The sequence below is a fragment of the Streptomyces avidinii genome, from assembly GCF_045161815.1.
Lineage (GTDB): Bacteria > Actinomycetota > Actinomycetes > Streptomycetales > Streptomycetaceae > Streptomyces > Streptomyces avidinii.
In genome coordinates, this window is record NZ_CP108863.1 from 8,827,827 (window position 1) to 8,845,720 (window position 17,894).

General features: G+C 71.2%; 15 protein-coding genes. 10 read left to right on the forward strand and 5 right to left on the reverse strand.

Features of this window, described 5'->3' with window-relative positions; translation table 11 throughout:
• The first annotated feature begins 17 nt into the window (after window positions 1-17).
• The 6 genes from OG373_RS40200 to OG373_RS40225 all read left to right on the forward strand — a co-directional run bounded on the left by OG373_RS40200 (window position 18) and on the right by OG373_RS40225 (window position 6,080).
• Window positions 18-1,559, forward strand: a complete 1,542-nt coding sequence (locus OG373_RS40200; RefSeq protein WP_405443869.1) for a Gfo/Idh/MocA family oxidoreductase — start codon at window positions 18-20, stop codon at window positions 1,557-1,559.
• Window positions 1,556-2,566, forward strand: coding sequence for a phosphotransferase family protein (locus tag OG373_RS40205; protein ID WP_405443871.1), 1,011 nt, complete (start codon window positions 1,556-1,558; stop codon window positions 2,564-2,566). Before OG373_RS40200 ends, OG373_RS40205 begins: the two co-directional genes overlap by 4 nt.
• Window positions 2,563-3,864: a hypothetical protein gene (locus OG373_RS40210; RefSeq protein WP_405443872.1), complete on the forward strand. Its 1,302-nt coding sequence runs from the start codon at window positions 2,563-2,565 to the stop codon at window positions 3,862-3,864. The genes OG373_RS40205 and OG373_RS40210 overlap by 4 nt, the downstream gene beginning before the upstream one ends.
• Before the next feature lie 31 nt (window positions 3,865-3,895).
• Window positions 3,896-4,444 (forward strand): flavin reductase family protein, encoded by a 549-nt coding sequence (locus tag OG373_RS40215; protein ID WP_405443873.1) that lies wholly within the window; start codon window positions 3,896-3,898, stop codon window positions 4,442-4,444.
• 173 nt (window positions 4,445-4,617) lie between these two features.
• On the forward strand, window positions 4,618-5,433 hold the full coding sequence (locus OG373_RS40220) for a WbqC family protein (protein ID WP_405443874.1): 816 nt from the start codon (window positions 4,618-4,620) through the stop codon (window positions 5,431-5,433).
• Window positions 5,430-6,080: a PIG-L deacetylase family protein gene (locus tag OG373_RS40225; protein ID WP_405443875.1), complete on the forward strand. Its 651-nt coding sequence runs from the start codon at window positions 5,430-5,432 to the stop codon at window positions 6,078-6,080. Before OG373_RS40220 ends, OG373_RS40225 begins: the two co-directional genes overlap by 4 nt.
• Window positions 6,081-6,199: 119 nt before the next feature.
• Here the strand turns inward: OG373_RS40225 and OG373_RS40230 are convergent, their stop codons facing one another.
• The 4 genes from OG373_RS40230 to OG373_RS40245 form a co-directional block, all read right to left on the reverse strand.
• A complete protein-coding gene (locus OG373_RS40230) occupies window positions 6,200-6,634 on the reverse strand; it encodes a hypothetical protein (RefSeq protein ID WP_405443876.1) in 435 nt (144 codons plus the stop codon).
• Window positions 6,631-7,977 carry a hypothetical protein gene (locus OG373_RS40235; protein ID WP_405443878.1) on the reverse strand — a complete coding sequence of 449 codons (1,347 nt, stop codon included), beginning with the start codon at window positions 7,975-7,977 and terminating at the stop codon, window positions 6,631-6,633. Before OG373_RS40235 ends, OG373_RS40230 begins: the two co-directional genes overlap by 4 nt.
• Complete coding sequence (locus tag OG373_RS40240) at window positions 7,959-9,026, reverse strand: patatin-like phospholipase family protein (RefSeq protein WP_405443879.1); 1,068 nt, start codon at window positions 9,024-9,026, stop codon at window positions 7,959-7,961. The genes OG373_RS40235 and OG373_RS40240 overlap by 19 nt, the downstream gene beginning before the upstream one ends.
• A gap of 254 nt (window positions 9,027-9,280) precedes the next feature.
• Entirely contained in the window at window positions 9,281-10,057 is a 777-nt protein-coding gene (locus OG373_RS40245; RefSeq protein ID WP_405435197.1) for an SDR family NAD(P)-dependent oxidoreductase, read from the reverse strand.
• A gap of 34 nt (window positions 10,058-10,091) precedes the next feature.
• On the opposite strand from OG373_RS40245, the gene OG373_RS40250 reads away from it, so the two are divergent.
• On the forward strand, window positions 10,092-11,030 hold the full coding sequence (locus tag OG373_RS40250; protein ID WP_405444376.1) for an NAD-dependent epimerase/dehydratase family protein: 939 nt from the start codon (window positions 10,092-10,094) through the stop codon (window positions 11,028-11,030).
• 2,165 nt (window positions 11,031-13,195) lie between these two features.
• On the opposite strand, the gene OG373_RS40255 is transcribed toward OG373_RS40250, so the two are convergent.
• On the reverse strand, window positions 13,196-14,161 hold the full coding sequence (locus tag OG373_RS40255; protein WP_405435194.1) for a ScbA/BarX family gamma-butyrolactone biosynthesis protein: 966 nt from the start codon (window positions 14,159-14,161) through the stop codon (window positions 13,196-13,198).
• A gap of 429 nt (window positions 14,162-14,590) precedes the next feature.
• On the opposite strand from OG373_RS40255, the gene OG373_RS40260 reads away from it, so the two are divergent.
• The 3 genes from OG373_RS40260 (at window position 14,591) to OG373_RS40270 (ending at window position 17,732) form a co-directional block, all read left to right on the forward strand.
• Complete coding sequence (locus OG373_RS40260) at window positions 14,591-15,952, forward strand: cytochrome P450 (RefSeq protein ID WP_405435193.1); 1,362 nt, start codon at window positions 14,591-14,593, stop codon at window positions 15,950-15,952.
• A 120-nt stretch (window positions 15,953-16,072) separates the two neighbouring features.
• Window positions 16,073-16,753 (forward strand): ScbR family autoregulator-binding transcription factor, encoded by a 681-nt coding sequence (locus OG373_RS40265; protein ID WP_405435192.1) that lies wholly within the window; start codon window positions 16,073-16,075, stop codon window positions 16,751-16,753.
• A 178-nt stretch (window positions 16,754-16,931) separates the two neighbouring features.
• The gene (locus OG373_RS40270; RefSeq protein ID WP_405435191.1) at window positions 16,932-17,732 is read left to right on the forward strand and encodes a TetR family transcriptional regulator; all 801 of its coding nucleotides are present in this window, start codon (window positions 16,932-16,934) and stop codon (window positions 17,730-17,732) included.
• Window positions 17,733-17,894: the final 162 nt, after the last annotated feature.

Here is a 17,894-nt window from a genome sequence, read left to right on the forward strand (position 1 = left end):
TCACCAAGGAAGGCAACGTGAAGAATTTCCTCGTGGTCGGCATCGGTCCCCACGCGCGCCGCAACCATCTGCCGACGCTGGCGGCCGGCCGGGCGGCGGGTCTCGTAGGGACCGTGATCGGGGTCGACCTCACCCATACTGCCGAAGACATAGCGGCCTTCAACGCCGCCGCGGGCGGGACCCGGATACCGGTGACCTTCATCGCCCCCTTCGATCCGGCCTGCCGTACCCTGCCCGCCGCGGTGCGCGACACCCTCGACACCCTCGTACGCGAGCGCGCCATCGACGCGGTCGTGGTCTCGACCGAACCGGCCTTCCACATGGTCTACACGCACTGGGCGCTCGACCGCGGGCTGAGCGTGCTCCTCGACAAGCCGCTCAGTGTGCATGTCAACTGCTCCGTCGACCCCGACCGGGCGGCCTCGATCCTCACCGATTTCGACGAAGTGCTCGACCGCTACGAGGCCGTGCGCCAGGTCCACCCCGAGGTCCTGGTCGCGGTGCAGTGCCAACGCCGACATCACCCGGCTTTCCTGAGGATGAGGGAGCTGATCGCCGAGATGGCGCAGGAGACCAACTGCCCGGTGACCTCGGTGCAGTCCTTCCACAGCGACGGCCAATGGCGGATGCCGAACGAGCTCATAGACATCTCCTACCACTCCTTCGACCAGGGCTACGGCAAGTGCGCCCACTCGGGGTACCACTTCTTCGACATCGTTCCCTGGCTGCTGCGGGCGGGCGAGACGCCCGGCAAGGAACTCGACAGCGTGGAGGTGCACGCCAACTTCAGCCGACCCGGCGATTTCCTGGCGCAGCTCGACCTGGACGACTACGCGCGGCTTTTCCCCGAGTTCGAGGAGGTCAATCCGTACACGCAGAAACAACTGATCGCGGCGACCGAATCGTTCGGCGAGGTCGACGCGTTCGTCTCCATGGTCTACAAGAGCGGCGGCCGTACGATGACGCTCGGCAGCATCAACCTGGTGCACAACGGCTTCTCCCAGCGGGGACGCTTCACCCCGGCCCACGCCAACCTCTACAAGGGCAACGGCCGTGTCCGGCACGAGAGCCACATTCTGCAGCAGGGGCCCTTCCAGGCCATCCACTTCCATTCGCTGCAGACCCTGGGCGGCGACGAGCAGGACGGGGATGCCTACGGCATCGGCAGCCAGGGACACATCGAGGTGCACGTCTTCCGCAACAGCGGTTTCAAATCACGTTGGAAGAAGTACGAGACGCTCGACTACGACGCGCTCACGACCGCCTCCGCATCAGGCCTCGACGAACCGACACAGTCCTCCTCCAGGCGCCGTGCCGTGGAGGAGTTCCTGGAGTACGTCAACGGTCGGCGCAGTCGCGCGGAGATGTCCTCGGAGCTCGTTGACCACCGGCGCGGTTCGACCCTGATGGCGGGGGCCTACCTGTCCGCCGCCCGGCAGTGGGTCGGAGGCCCCTCCATCGCCCGACTGGACTTTCGCGAGCAGGGCGACGGAGCCACCCGGCCGGGATCCCGCCCGGGTGGCGGGGGCGCGCCCCACCTGATGGATGTACCGCTGTGACCGGCCTCCTCGGACGGGAGGCCGCCACCGTGCTGCCGACCCCCGCCGACCTGCTGGGTGACATGCTGCCGGACGTCCTCGCCGACTGCCGGGCCCACGTGGGCCCCGTGACCGCGATCAGCCGGCTGACGGGCGGCAACGTCAGCCACGTGTTCCGGGTGGAGGGACCACGCGGCAGCGTCGTCCTGAAGGTGCGCACGGCGGTGTTCGCCCGTATTCCGTCGCTGCGTACGGAGCCCGCGTACATCGCGGACGAACGGCGGGCCCTCGACCTGTACGGGGCGCTGCTGCCCTCGACGGTCCCGCGCGTCCTGGCGTTCCACCCGCAGGCCCATGCCATGGTCATGACCGACGTGTTCGAGGACCGGCGGACCTACGAGGACCACCTGCGGGAGCGCCCGGCCACCGCGCACGAACTCGTGCGCCTGGGCGCGGCAGTGCGGCGGATCCACGAGGCGACCAAGGACGTCCGCGTCGCCATCCGGGCCCAGGGCGACGTGTGGTTCCGCGAGCACACCTTCGACTACTGCTTGCGCGGCAGCGGACACCCCGCCCTGGAGCGGGCCTGCGAGGAGCTGCGGACCCAGGAGCCGCAGCAGCTCGTCCTCGGTGATCTGGCCCCGAAGAACCTCAGCCTGGCCGGCGGGCGGGTCGCCCTGTGCGACCTCGACAACGTGCACCCGAGCCGACCGCTCTTCGACGTCGGCTACCTGCTGGCCCACCTGCTGATCCGCCATGTGCCCTGGCCGGATCACCTGCCCGGCCTGGCTCCCACGCTGCTCGACGCCTACGGCACGGGCCGACCGCCCGAGCCGCCCGAAGCGGCTCTGCTGGCGGCGGTGGCCGCCGGGGTGGTCCTGTACCGGATGGACAACGTGACGGTTCCCTACGACCTGGGGCTCTGCGCGCAGCGGCGCGAACGGCTCAGAGAGGCGGTGATCCGCCTGCTGGACCAGGGTGCCTTCCCGCCGCAGGAGCTGGCCGTCACACTGGCGGGCGCCCGATGACCCTCCCCGTCCCGCCTGCGCCGCACGCCGAGGACCGGCAGGCTCTCGCGGCCCTCAGAGCCCGCGGCTACCACGTGCACGACATCCAGGAGATCGCCCGCGATCAGCGGCCGTTCGCGGTGCGGGTCGCGGCCCGGGAGCGTGTCCTGGCTCCCGGCGTCCGCCTCCAGGAGGAGAGCGTGGAGCTGGGCAGCGGCGCTTTCGCCAACGTCCACACGCTGCGGGTCGCCCGGTCGGCGGCTCGGGTGGAAGTGGAGTCGGACCCGGTCGGGTTCGCCCTGCGCGACCGGTGCGACGCCGACGTGGTCGCAGCCGTCAGCGGCTCGTTCTCCTTCATCTCCGACGAACCCGACCACCAGCCGGCCGAGCCCCGCCTGGACTTCTGCTCCCGGCAGGGGGAGACGGTCAGCCTGCCGACCGTGACCAAACCGGCCTTCCTGGTGCACCGCGGTAGGCCGTCCCTCCGCACCCTGCCGGCAACCGGGACCCTGGTCCTGGGCCGGTCCGTCCGTGAATGGATCGGCTCCAAGGAAAAGGCTGCCCCGGACGGTGTGCGTCGGGGCGCGCTCGCCGTGTTCGGCGCCGCCAACTGCACGATCCGCTACGCGGACGACGCGCTGAGGGGGTTCACCCGGTTCGTGGAGCGCACGGGGAACACGACCCCCCGCGACGCGGGCGTGGTGGACGCAGTGGTACAGCGCATGGCCCCGCATCTGCACGTGATCCGCAGCATCCACCCCGGCGGCGGGGCGAACCTGTTCAGCGGTGGCTACGTGCTGCGGGGCACCGCAGCCCACGCCCGGCCCCTGGCCGTGGGCACCGAGGTGCGGGTGACCGGCATCGCGGGCCTGGCCACCGAGCATCTCTGGTGCGGGATCTCCCTCGGCCCGAGCGCCGCCGACGCGGCCTGCGGCGAGGTGGCGGCGTACGACGCGAGCCTCGGGACCTCCCCCTTCCGGCCCGTTCGCCACGCGCGGACCCTGCTGTGGCCGGACGGGCGGACGCTCTGCTTCCGGGTCGTGGACGGCGCACCCCTGACGGACTCGTTCCGCGGGATGACCCCCGCCGAGGTGGTCCGCGACCTGGAAAGGTCGGGCGTCGATCCGCGCACCGCCCACCACCTCGACGGGGGGCAGTCGTCGAAGATCGCCTACCGGCGCGAGGGGGAGCAGGAGGTGGTCGGAAACCTCCACTACCTCCAGTGGCCCGGTGCGGGGGAGAGGACGTTCCGCTGGCGCGGAATCGAGGGTCGGCGCCTCCACAGCGCCTTCGTGGTCCGCACCCGTGCCGAACCGTAGCCCGGTGGCCGCCAAGAAAGGAGGGCGTCCGATGACTGACGCCATCGACACGAGCCGTACCGACCCGGTGACGACTGCAGGTTCCCCCTCGTGCAGGGCGGGGTTCCGGGAGGTGATGCGGAGCCTGGCGGGCACGGTCGGGGTCGTCGCAGCCCTCGACGACCGCGGCCGACCGGTCGGCATGACCGTCTCCTCGTTGACGTCCGTATCCCTGGAGCCCCCGCTGGCCCTGTTCTGCCCGGCGCTCACGAGCCGCACATGGCCGCTGCTCCGAGCGGCGGACGGCCTGTGCGTCAGCATCCTCAACGAGCGCCAGCAGGACCTTTCCCGCAAGTTCGCCGGGGCGGAGAACCGCTTCGCCGGTGTGTCCTGGACACCGTCCCCGGGCGGCATGCCCGTGCTGGGGGGATCCGTCGCGTGGCTGGAGTGCTCCGTCGCCGACGCGCACCGCGCCGGGGACCACCACATCGTCGTCGTCCGGCTGCATCACACGGGCTCCTCGGGCGGCGGCCCGCTGCTGCGGCACCGGGGGCGCTATGCACGGCTCGCGGCACCGGGGGAGGGGCTGCCTCCCCCGTGACCGGCGGGAGCGTGCCCCGCCGGTCAGGCGGGGGCGTCCGGAGCGTGCCCCCGACAGTTCGCCGGCCCGTGGACCGCCGACCGGGGCCGCTCCGCACAGTGACCGCCGTTCCGGCTGCCGAACAGCACTCCGAGAGCGGCAGTACACGTAGCGCCTGATGGAGGGAGACCGCCGTGCGCGTGGCAGTGCACCAGCCCGGATACCACCGACATCTCTACTACTTCTACAAGATGGCGATTTCCGACGTCTTCGTGTCGCTGGACCACGTGCAGTTCGTGCGATCGGACTGGCAGAACCGACAGGTGTTCATTCACGAGGGCGCCCGCCGGTGGCTCACCCTTCCGGTGCGGGGCGGCCGGGAGGCGATCCGGAGGAAGGTCCTGGCGGATCCCTCGGCACCAGCATCTCATTGGGACCACATCACCTCGGTCTATCGCAGCACACCGTACTTCAGCACCTACGAGGGGCCGTTGGGAGAGATCTACGCCTCCTCCTGGACCTATCTCAACGACCTGTGCGACGCATTGACGGACGTAGCGCGCCACGGGTTCGGCATCACCACCCCCTACCTGCGCGCATCGCAGCTGATGGACGAGCCCGAGGGGGCCAAGGGCGCCCTGCTCGCCGAGGTGGTACACCGGGCCGCCGACACCGTGACCCCGTCCGGCCGCGAGCGCTCCCTCACCTACCTCGCCTGCTCACATCCCATGGGTGAGGACCATTACCTGCGCCGGCCGTCCCGGGATGATCCGGCCCTGGCGGAACACGAGGTCATGGAGGGCCGAGGGGTGCGCGTTCGGACCTTCGGCTATCGCCACCCCCGCTACGCACAGGCCCAACACACCCCGGGCCTCCCCTTCGAGGCGGAGCTCTCGGCCTACGATCTGCTGTTCAATCACGGCCCCGGGGCGCGGGACATCCTGCTCGGCGCCGGCACCGATGTCACCGCGCATGAGCGGCCGAAGTTGTACCGAATCGGGGGGCAATGAAGAGCGTTCTGGTAGTCGTCGCCCACCCGGACGACGCCGAGATTTCGATGGGCATGCGCATCCATTGGTACACGCAGCTCGGCGTACGCGTGCGCGTGCACTGCTTGAGCACCGGCAAACCCGAGGAGGAGGGTTCGGTGACGAGGCGCAACGAATGCCTGAGCGCAGGCGCCGTACTGATGGTGGATCAGTACACCTTCTCCGACGTTCCGGACACCCGATTCGTGGAACACAGAGGGCGGATCAATTCCGAGCTCTTCCGGGTCATCGGCGAATCGCGTCCGGACCTCGTCTACACGCACTATCCGGACGACCAGCACATCGATCATTCGATCACGGGGCAGGAGGTGACTGCCGTCGCCATGCGCGAGGCCATGGGGCTGAGCTACTTCCGCTCCCCGTACAGCACCGGCTTCGAGCCGAACATGTTCTTCGTCGGTACGGAGAAGCTGATGGACGCGAAGGTCAAGGCCCTGGAGTGCTTCGCATCGCAGCGACAGCTGGACATGGACGTCTTCCGGCAGCTGGGGGCGGTGGCGTACCGCCAGCATGTTCATCACCGGGTCGTCGAGCGGTTCGGTGACGACTCGGCCTATTGCGAGATGTTCAGGGTGCAGCGTTCCATCGAGTTCGGGAGCGGGGTGTAGGCCGCCAGGGCGGCGGCGGAGTGCTCGGATCCGGCCGATCGCCGCCTGCGCCTCACGTGCGAACGCCTCGCGGGCCCTGCCGCCGTGTCGCCCTCCACCGCCGCTACAGCGAGGATCGGTCACCACCAGCGCCGTACACCTCTGCGTCGGCCTGGACGCACCTTTCCGGCCTCGGTGCCCATGTGGTGGCCGAGCGCCCGGTAGGCGTCGAACTGGCTGTGATCGAACCACTGGTCGAAGGTGGCCTGGCGGGGGAAGGCCTTCTCCTGGAGGGCGTAACTGAGCAGTTCGTACGGCATGTCGGGGGTCAGGCCGGCCTTCACGAAGATGATGGTCCCCTTCGTGCCGGGCGGCGTATCGGGCGAGAACGTGATCTCTTCCGGGTACTCGATCGTGCCGTGCACTACGCAGGTGGCGGAGAACCGGGCGTTCAGGGCAGCCATCGGCTCCTCGGGCGAGAGCGGTTCGGCGCTGCCGGGCACCAGGTCCAGCAGGTTCTGGCCCTTTTCCTCGAAGGTGATCTTCACTCCGAGGTCCTCGTAGGCGAGCGTCACTGCCTGGGCGAGGGTGGTGGCCAGCGGCGGCGTGTCCCCGGAGGAGTCGATGACGTGTTCGAGTACCTGCCCGCCAGCTCCTGGAGTTGGTACCGCAGCCGCCGTACGCGCGGCAGGCGCGGCATGATCCGGCTGGGCCTGTACTTCGCCAGCTCCGCGAGATAGAGCGGGTTGGGGATCCACGTTCCGAGCCGCACGTTGGAGAGTGCGAGCAGCCGCTCCATGAACATCGTCTGGGTGCCCATCGCGGAGGCGAAGGCCGCTCCGGACACGGCGACGGCGGATTGCACGGTCAGGTCGCGCCTGATCAGTGCGGGGGCCGTCTTCTGCAGAGTGTCGGTACGGACCCAGCCCGTGTCGGGGCCGCCGCAGTAGTCGGAGGCGAAAGTGAAGGGCACAGCGGGGCGGCCGGGCGCGGTGCGGTTGCGCAGCGAGATCGCCGCGGAGGCGGCAAAGATGATCTGGGGGAAGCCCTTCACCCGCTGTGCGTAGGGGTCCAGAAGGGTCGGCTCATTGCTGTAGTCGTACGGCAGGGCGCCGACCGAGCCGTCCTTCAACACCGCGCGGCGCACGGAGAAGGCGCCGGCCAACCGCTGTCGGTAGAAGGGGTGCAGGCTGAACGTGGTCTGGTCGATCGCGAGCGCCAGCACGATCAGGGCAATGGGTACCCCCCACTTCCACCCTGCGGGCCAGTCTCCGGCGTAAACGGCCGTCCAGGACATGAGGGCGAGGCAGAAGAACGCGACCAGGAGCAGCACCAGCCAGCAGACCACAGCCTTCACCCAGCTGCCGCCGACCTGCATGACGAGGGAGGGGCCGCCCTTGTCGAACATGCCTGCCTTCTCGCCGTCCGGCTTCAGCCTCTTCACTGTCTTGTGGACGGCGATGAACCAGGTGCCGAGTGCGGTCGCCGTGGCGGTGAGCGCGGCAAGCACCGACAGTCCCCTGCCGTTGTTCTGCACCGCTCCCTGCTCGTGCGCCAGCCAGGCGAAGAACCAGATCACCGCCGGAAGAACGATGGAGATCAATGCGACCGCCAAGGCCATGGCCACGATCGCATTCACCGTGCTTCGCAGCCACGCCGGGCGGGACTTCGTCTTCCATGCCCACACGAAGGCGAGGCCCACGGACACCGCGCCGGCCAGGCCGAGCAGGCCGAGGACGGGGTGCCAGGCGTTCGGAAACAGTTCGAGCGACGGCAGGAACATCAGCGTCGGGCCGGGACACTTCGGGACCTTCGGGGCCTCGCACGTCGGCACGAACGTCTTCTTGTGGGGCGTGAAGCGGTGGAGGTCGGTCAGCGGGAGGTGTGAGTAGAACGCGTTCAGGAACTGGCCCGCCACGGCGTGGGGTTCCCGCTCTCGTCCTTGAGCCGGGCATCGGTCAGCACCAGTTGAAGGGCTCCGGCGGTGTACCCGCCACCGGAGACCGACACGATGTACGTCGCCTTGAGCAGTTGCTCGCGCAGTGCCTGGAGCGCGCCCAGGGTGATCGCGGCCGACCGGATGCCGCCGCCGGAGACACAGAAGCCAAGTTCCGCAGGGCTTCGACCGGGCGGCTGGTAGGCGCGAGTACGCCAGCGGGTCACTGCGGTGTCCTGCTGAGCCCCCGCCTGGCCTGCCTGCGCCGGGCCGGGGGCGGTCCACTCGGGCCGGGGCTCCCAGTCGTGGGGCGCGGCGGGCGGGAGGATCACGTCCGGGTGGCTCGGCCGGGCGGATTGATGGGCATGGGCGAAGACGGCCCGGGGGCGGCCTTCCAGCCCACTCGTCACGACGGAGGGGGCCTGCACGCGGCGGCAGAAGAGGGTGACGACAATCAGGAGGGCCGCTGCCACGAGAGGGATGACGAGCGCCCATTGCACCTGGGCGAAGTAGGTCGCCCACTGCAGGTTCCGCTCCAGGTCGGGCTCTGCTCCCAGGCGCAGGCCCCCGGCCCGGGACCGTACAGGACGGTGCGGGTCGGCTTCGATCCGTTCCAGGGCCTTCCAGGGGAACATGTTTTCCAAGCAGTCCGCAGCCGCCGCCACGGGTGTGAGGACGAGGGCGCGGCGGGCCCACAGGCGCGTGGACTTCCGGTAGAGAAGCAGGTACCCGAGTCCAAAAGCCCCGGCCAGGGCCGCCGTATACGACACGATGAACCAGCACCAGTCGAGCACGAGGCCACTCTGGAAGAGCTGATAGCCGCCTCCGGCCTTCACGATGGCGCGAGCATCCTCGGCCGTTGCCGCGAACTGCAGCAGTAGTTCCCCGTCGCCCGAGGGCCTGGCACGGAACGGCGGATCCACCCCGTACCAGAGGATCATGAAGAGACCGGCAGCAAGCCCGAACAGGCACAGCGCCACCGACCAGGGTGAAATCACTCGCAGCTTCAACTGCGCCTGAGCATTCAGCATGCATGCAACGTAGCCAGCGGAACATCACCTGTATCGATGCGCGCCCTGCGCAAGGTCGCACGGGACCCGCTCAGCTCACCCCGCCGTGGACGTTGTCCCGCTCGGCGTGGCAGTGACATTCGCCTTTTGAGCTTGACACGGCTGTGGCTGCGGCCGGGCAGGCCGGATGCGCCCGACTAATGGTGGTCGGTGGGTCTTTGAGGTTCGCTTGTGGTTGCTTGTGGTGGGTGGGTGGGTGGGTGGGGTGGGTGGTGTTAGCGGGTGGTCCAGCCGCCGTCGATGGTGAGGGTGGTGCCGATGATGTAGGAGGCGTGGTTGCTGGAGAGCCAGGCGGCGGCTTCGGCGATTTCGGTGGGGTGGGCCATGCGGGGGAGGGGTGCGGAGGCGAGGAGGGTTTGTTCGATGGTGGGGTTTTCGGTGAGCCAGTTGTTGATCATTTCGGTGCGGGTGGTGCCGGGGGCGATGGCGTTGACGCGGATGTTTTGGTGGGCGTATTCGTTGGCGGCGGCTTTGGTGAGGCCGATGACGGCGTGTTTGGAGGCGATGTAGGTGGCGGTGACGGGGGTCGCGACGAGGCCTGCGGTGCTGCTGTTGTTGACGATGGTGCCTTCGCCATGGGTGAGCATGGCGCGGATTTCGTGGCGCATGGCGTTCCAGATGCCGCGGACGTTGGTGTCCATGACGGTGTCGTAGGCGTCTTCGTCGAGGAGGTGCATGGGTTTGGGGGTGGCGCCGGTGCCTGCGTTGTTGAAGGCGGTGTCGAGGTGGCCGTAGGTGGTGATGGCTTTCTGGACGGCGTGGGCGATTTGTTCGGTCCGGGTGACGTCGGCGACGACGTATTGGGCGTGGTGGCCTTGTGTGCGTAATTCGTCGGTGAGGTCGGCGAGTTGTTTTTCGCGGCGGGCGACGAGGGTGACTGCGGCGCCTTCGCGGCAGAAGACGCGGGCGGCGGCTGCTCCGATGCCGGAGCTTGCGCCGGTGATGAGTGCGGATCTGCCTGCGAGGAGTGTGTTGTGTGTTCCGGCGGTCATCGCGTGACGGTAACACGGTGGAATGGGGTGTGTGATGAACAGTGGTTGTGGTGCTGGGGTGTTGGTGACCGGGGCGGCGGGGTTCGTGGGTTCTGCGGTGGTGGAGTGTCTGGTGGGGCGGGGGGTGGGGGTGAGGGCGTTGGTGCATCGGGCGGGGGTGCGGGTGGGGGTGGAGGAGGTGTGGGGGGATCTGGCGGTGGCGGGTTCGTTGAGGGGGGTGTGTGAGGGGGTGGGGACGGTGTTGCATCTGGCGTCGCGGATCACGGGGTCGGAGCAGGAGTTGCGGGCGGTGAATGTGGAGGGGACGCGGGCTCTGCTGGCGGAGGCGCGGCGGGCGGGGGTGGGGCGGGTGGTGCAGTTGGGTACGGCGGCGGTGTACGGGGCGGGGGTGCGTCGGGGGGTGGTGGAGGGTGAGCTCGTGGAGCGGCCGGGGTCGGTGACGAGTGCGACGCGTCTTGAGGGGGAGCGGCTGGTGCTGGCGGCCGGGGGGACGGTGTTGCGGCCGCATCTGGTGTTCGGGCGGGGTGATCGGTGGGTGGTGCCGGGGTTGGTGGAGTTGTTGGGCCGGTTGCCGTACTGGGTGGAGGGTGGGCGTGCCCGTGTCTCGCTGGTTTCGGTGGATGCGCTGGCGGGGGCGTTGGCGGAGCTGGCGGTGCGGCGGGAGGTGATGGGCGGGGTGCTGCACGCGGGGCATCCGGAGCCGGTGTCGGTGCGGGAGCTGGTGGAGGCGGTGGCCGGGGGGCTGGGTCTGCCGTTGCCGGTGGGGGAGGTGGATCTGGCGGGGGCGTTGGAGTTGCTGGGTGGTGGTGGGGGGATCGATGCGGTGCTGGCGCGGCGGGTGGGGCTGCTGGCGGTGGATCACTGGTACGACAGCGGGCGGTTGTGGGCGGGGCTGGAGGCTTCGCCCGGGCCGCGGTTCGCCGAGGCGTTCGGTGCCTGTGTCTCCTGGTACCGGGACACCGTTGTGGCGTGAACGCCGGCCGGCGGGGCGGGAGGTGTCCGCCGGGCCGGCCACCGGGGCCGGCCACCGGGGCCCGGGCGCCTTCACCTGTTCTGTGCCCGTCGCTGGTGCCGGGCTGTGGTCCTGTCGTGTGTGAACACCTTCTGTTTCCGGGGGAGTTTCCCGGCTTGTCGCCGGGGCCCGATGCCTCCACTCCCGACCCGGCAGGGGGTCCTGTGCCGTGGCGGGCGCGTTGCTGTTCGGTGCCCGTCTCCTGCGGTACCGGCCGGGCTCCGGCGCGAAGCCCGGCCGGTACCGGGGGAGTTGTCCGGCCTCACACCCGGCCCCCACCCGGCCCCCACCACCCGGCCCCTGCACCCGGGTCCTTGCACCCGGGCCCTGCACCCGGGTCCTTGCACCCGGGCCCTGCACCTGGTCCCGCAGCTGGGCCGGTGCCCGGGCCGGCATGCGGCGTGACGCTCTGGCCGGACGATCCGCGGTTCGGTGACCGCCTGTGGTGCCGGGCGGTGGTCGCGTTGTGCGTGAGCATCGGCCGGTGGTTGGGGGAGTTGTCCGGCCTGCGCCCGGCCCGTGCCCGGGCCGACATCCGGCCCTCGCCCGGGCTCTCGTGCCCGGTCCGATGCCCGGCTCGACTTCCGGGCCGACGGCCGGCCCCGCGCCCCGGGCCGGTGCCCTGGCCCGCTGGTGCGGGGGCGGTTCTGCTGTGAACGTGGTCTGCTGCCGGGCCTGCAGGGCCGCCCGGGCGCTTCTCTGTTCTGCGCCTGCCCCTCTGGTACCTGGCCGGGCCGTGGCGTGAACACCGTTTGTCGTAAGGAGTTGCCCGGACCCGGACCGAGAGGCGGCCCGCCGCCCGGGTCGGGCACCTTATCTGTTCGGCGCCCGCTCCCTGCTGCACGGCCGGGCTGTGGCGCGAGCACCGGCTGCTGCTGGGTAAGTGGTCCGGCCCAGCCCGGCCCGCGCTCGGACTACACGCCCGGCCCGTGTCCGTTCCGCCCCCGGCCCCAGGCCTTGGTCGATGCCCGGCCCGGCTTCCGGGTCGGGTACTTCCTTGTTCGGTACCCGTCTGCTCTGGTGCCGGGCCGGGTTTTGGCGTGAACGCCGGGTGGCGGGGAGGGGAGGTGTCCGGCCCGCGCCCGGGCCGTGCCTGGGCCGGCGTCCGGGCCGAGGTCCGGTCCCGCACCCTGGCCGGGCACTTCTGTGTTCGGCGCGCCCGCCCCTGGTACCTGGCCGGGTTGTGGAGCGAACACCGGCTGCCGCTGGGGGAGCTGTCCGTCCCGACACCGTCCCGATGTCCGGGCCCGACACCCCTCCCGCTGTCCGGCGCGACATTCGGGCCCGAGGCTCGTCCCCACGGCCGGTGTCCCGCCGCCTGGTGCCGGGTGTGGGGTCGGGGCGTGAGTGCCGGCTGGCGGGAGGGGAGGTGTCCGGCCCACCACGCGTCCCGATGCCCGGGGGACGGGCGTTCCCACGTCCGGGCCCGACGCCGGCCCCCCCGCATCCGTCGACACGCCCGTCCCGATGTCCGGGCCGGACGCGGTCCCGACACCCGTCCCGATGCCTGGGGGACGCGCGGCTCGACGTCCGGGTCCTGCGACGCCCGTCCCCACGTCCGGGCCCGATGACTGTCCTCCCCACCCACACACACGTCGGCAGGCCCGCCCCCGCATCCGTCGGCGCGCCCGTCCCGATGTCCGGGACGGATGCCGTCCCGTTCCCCGTCCCGGTGTCCGGCCGGGCGCCCGGCATGTTGTCCGGGCCGGGCGCCCGCCCGCACAGACCCGTCCCCATTTCCGGGGCCCGATGGCTGTCCCCCACACCTGTCGGCACGCCCGTCCCGATGTCCGGGACGGATGCCGTCCCTGCACCCGTCCCGGTGTCCGGTCGGGCGCCCGGCATGTTGTCCGGGCCCGATGCCCGTCGCCCACGGACCCGTCCCCACCCGGGCCGGCGCCCGCCCGAGCGCCGGTCCCCTCATCCGTCGGCGCGCCCGTCCCGATGTCCGGCCCCGTCGGCCCGTCCCGGCGCCCGATCGCCGGTCCCCCCGTCCGTCCGTCCGTCGGTCCCTCCGTCCGCCGGTGCGCCCGTCCGTCGGTCCCTCCGTCCGTCGGTGCGCCCGTCCCGGTGTCCCCGGCCCGTCCTGGTGCCGGTCCGGTGTGGGTTCCGGTCGGTGGGGGGTTTCAGGCGGCGGTGGTGGTGCCGGTGATGGTGGAGTGGAAGATGGTGCGGTTGTCCTGGTGGCCGGTGACGGTGACGTGGCCGGGGGCGGTGAGGGTGGCGTCGATCCAGCAGGGGGTGTCGAGTTCGGCGTAGTGGTGGAACTCGGTGGCGACGGCGGTGGGGGTGAAGGCGGCGGGGGTGTGGAGTGCGCAGGCGGCCTGGCGGGCGGCTTCGACGAGGACCATGCCGGGGTGGTGGTCGTTGGCGTGTTCGAAGAGGATGGGGTGGTCGAGGTCGGGGCTGAGCTGCCAGCGGCCGGTGCGGTCGGTGGGGGCGAGGACCACGTCGAAGGGCAGCAGGCGGCCCGCGGCGGTGGGGGCGACGGGTGCGCGGCGGGGCAGTGGCCGCATCGGGGCGTGGTGGCCGCGGTCGCCGCGCAGGCGGCGGTAGGTGGCGGGGGCGACGCAGCTGAAGCGGGCGGTGCCGGAGGCCGCGAGGTGGCCGCCGCGGCGGATGTCCACGCGCAGGAAGCCGGAGAACCGGTTGCCCTTCCAGCCGAAGTCGGTGCACACGGCGTTCATGTCGAGGTCGCTGGGGCCGCGGCCGATCCGCATCCGTTCGGGGCGGGAGGTGAAGTCCAGGCTCCACAGCAGGACGTTGTGGCCGAGGGGGACGCCGTAGACGGCGTGGCAGAGGTAGAGGCCGGCCTGGCGGATCGTCTCGCCGGCCTGGACCGGGTCGTGGCCGGTGCCGTCGGCGCTGGTGAAGAAGGTGTGGGCGCGGGGCCACTGTCCCCGCAGGGAGAAGGTGTCCTCGCCGGTGCGTTCGCAGCCGGTCAGGAAGACCTCGGCCAGTGAGCTGCGGTGGACGTACTCCCTGGGCACGGTGGTGGTCAGCCCGCGGGCGTCGTTGCAGCGCATCCATGGCTGTTCCACCCCCGGCAGGGGCAGGACGGGCGCGTTCTTTCCGATCGTCAGCATGGTCATGACTTCTCCCGCAGAGCCGTTCGACGGTTGGGACGGGTTGCGCTCGCGAGACGCAAGATACGTACTCTCCGGTTTTGTTTGCAAGGAGCTCAGCCGGGCAGGATGCGGCCCCCGCACCGGTCCGGCCGGCCGGAGGGAGTGCCCCCGGGACGGCTCCCAGGACCTGGACCAGCGGATATCCGACACGGCGCGGCCCTGCGGGACGCGCACGCCACCGCCCCAAGTGAGAACCGCCCTTCCGGTCATATGCGCCGGTCGGACAGGGTGCGGGCGCCGTCCGTTCAACCGGGCGCCGCCCAGGGCGACTCGGACGGGCGACGGGCGGGCGGCCGGGTCCCGAAAACCATTGGCATGCGGGGCGGGCCGTGCCAGACTCGGGGCCGCCGCCGGTGAAACAGAAACCGGATGGGCGGTTTTGGAATACGGGGTGTGGACACGCCGCTGCACCCCGTCGCCGATCTGCCGCCGTCCATCCTGGAGAGTTTCGAGATGAACCGTCAGTGCCCCTTTGCGATCGACGCCTTTGGTGCGGACGTGCACGCCGAGGCCGCGCTCGTCCGTGAACAGGCGCCCGCGACACGGGTCCTGCTGCCGGGCGGGGTGAGTGCCTGGGCCGTGGGCCGCTCCGCCGACATACGCCGCCTCCTGGTGGACCCGCGCGTCTCCAAGGACGCCTACCGCCACTGGCCGGCCTGGATCGGCGGTGAGGTCGACGCCGGCTGGCCGCTGGCGATCTGGGTCTCCGTGCAGAACATGATCACCGCCTACGGCAGTGAGCACACCCGGCTGCGCAGACCGGCCGCCGCCGCCTTCACCGCCCGCCGGGCGGCCGGCATGCGCCCCAGGATCGAGGAGGTCGTCGGCGAGCTCCTGAAGGACCTGGCCGCGCTGGAGCCCGGCCACCCGGTGGACCTGCGCACGCAGTTCGCGCACGAGCTGCCGACCCGGATCGTCTTCGAGCTGTTCGGGATCCCGGAACGCTCCTGGGCCCCCCTGCACAGAATCATCAACGCGTTCTTCGACACCAACATCACCGCCGAACAGGCCCAGCGCAACGCGGCCGACCTCGACGTCACGATGGCCGACCTGGTCGCCCACCGACGCGAGCATCCCGGCGACGACATGACCAGCGCACTCATCGCCGCCCGCGACACCACCACCACCGCTGCCGGTGCCGACAACGGTGCCGACAACGGTGCCGGTGGGGAGGGGGAGGGGGCGCGGCTCAGCGAGAAGGAACTCGTCGACAGCCTGATCCTGCTCTTCACGGCCGGCTACGAGACCTCCGTCAACCTCATCTGCACGGCCCTGCACGAACTGCTGCGCAACCCGCACCAGCTGGCGCTGGTGCGCCGGGGCCTGGCCTCGTGGGAGGACGTGGTCGAGGAGGCGCTGCGGATCGAGCCGCCGGCCTTCTACGGGCTGCTGCGCTTCGCCGTCGAGGACATCGACATGGGCGAGGGCGTGGTGATCGGGCGGGGCGAGCCGATCCTGATCTCGTTCGGGTCGGCCGGGCGCGACCCCGCCGTGCACGGCGCGGACGCGGAGCGCTTCGACGTGCTGCGCGCGACGCGGGGGCAGCATCTGTCCTTCGGGTTCGGTACGCATCACTGCCTGGGCGCGACCCTGGCCCGGATGGAGTGCGCGGTGGCGGTGCGGCGGTTCTTCGAGACGTTCCCGCAGGCGGCTCTGGCGGGGGCGCAGGAGTTGCCGCGGGTCCAGTCGTTCATCTCCAACGGGCTGCGGGAGTTGCCCGTGGTGCTGGGGCCGCGGGCGCCGTTGGCCGATTGACCGCGTCGGGGTGACGCCTGGCCTGCTTGAAAAGAATCGGACCTTCTGGTTGGTTTTAATGGGGCGGTGGATCCGCGCGGTGGATCCGGCCGTATTCGACCATGGACAACGGAGGCACCGGTGGCACGGCAGGAGCGTGCGGTACGTACGCGTCGCGCGATCTTGGAAGCGGCGGCGGCGGTCTTCGACGAGCGCGGCTACGACGCGGCCACCATCGCGGACATCCTCTCCCGGGCGGGCGTGACCAAGGGCGCCCTGTACTTCCACTTCTCCTCCAAGCAGGAGCTGGCGCAGGGCGTCCTCGACGAGCAGTTCGCCGAGGGCGGGGTGCCCGACCGGGAGAGCAAGCTGCAGGAACTCGTGGACGTCGCGATGGTGCTGGCGTACCGGATGAAACGCGAGCCCATGCTCAGCGCGGGTGCCCGGCTCTCCCTGGGGCCGGGCATGCGCGACATCTTCGGCGGGGGTTCGGTGCCGGGCTGGATCGAGTTCACGCGGACCCTGCTGGTCCGGGCGAAGGAGCAGGGCGAGCTGCTGCCGCACGTGGATCCCGCCGAGACGGCCTGGATCCTCTCCGCCTGCTGGACGGGCGCGCAGATCTACTCGCAGACCCTGAGCGACCGCAGCGACATCGAGGAGCGGGTGGCCGCCGTCTACCAGCACATCTGCCCGAGCATCGCGACGCCCGCGATGCTCGCCCGCCTGGACATCGCCGGCGACCGGGGGGAGCGGGTGAGCGCGGAGATGCGGCGCGGGCCCGGCCGGCAGACGGCCCAGGAGACCGAACCGGCGCTGTCCTGACGCGACTTCGGCGCCCCGCCCGACAGCCCCCCGGTGGGGCCCGTGAGGCGGACGGGGCCGGTGGGGCCGGCCGGCTCCACCGGGGCGCGAGCCGCGCTCCGGCGCCGGCGCCGACTGTGACCGGAACGATCTTTGACACCCCCTTGGGCAAACCGCGTTGGCGGTTTGTGGAGACTCCATGGTCAAGCAGGAACGTGCGGCCCGTACGCGGGAGGCGCTGGTGCGTGCGGCCGCGGAGGTGTTCGCCGAGGAGGGGTTCGCCACCGCGTCGATCGCGGTGATCAGCCGCCGCGCCCGGCTGAGCGCCGGGGGACTGCACTTCCACTTCGCGAGCAAGAACGCGCTCGCCCGCGCCGTCGAGGAACGCGCGGAGCGGGCACTGCGGCAGATCACCGCGGCCGACGCGCCAGCGCCGCCGCCCGCCCCCACGGCCCCGGCCGGCCCGGGCGCCGATCCGGGAGGGGCTCCGGGCAGTGCTCCGGGAGGGGCTCCGGGCGCGGGTGCGGGCAGCGGTGCGGGGGCCGGTGCGGGCGGGGGCTCCCTGCAGGTGCTGGTCGACGGCGCGCACGCGCTGATGGCCCTGCTCGCGCACGACGCGGTGGTGCGGGCCGGTTTCGCCCTGTGCGCGGACCCCTCCTTCGACAGCGCCGTGGACCTGCGCCGCCGGTGGCGCCTGTGGGTCGAGGCGGTCGTGGCGGCCGCGGCGGGGCAGGGCCTGCTCGCCGAGGGGCTGCACCCCCGGGACGCGGCGCACGGGGTGGTGGCCGCGACGGTGGGGCTGGAGGTCCTGGGCGCCTACGACCGCGACTGGCTCGCACCGCACACCCTCACCCGGTTCTGGACCCTGATGCTGCCGCGGCTCGCCTCCGGCGCCGCCCTGGCCGCCCTGCGGCCGCAGGGGTCGCCGGCCGCCCTGCGGCCGCAGGGGTCGCCCGCCGGCGGCGCCGCACCGCCGGCCCGGAACACCGAATCAGACTGAACGGTCTCTTTCAGGCGGGGCCGGCCGCCCTCCTGTGACCCTCGTCGAGGAACGATCGAGGCATCCTGAGGCCGCTCCACAGAACCCGCGATCACCCGAAATCCCAGGCCAGCAAAGGTTTTTGACGGTTACTCGGACATGACCGACCATCAAAACAGCACG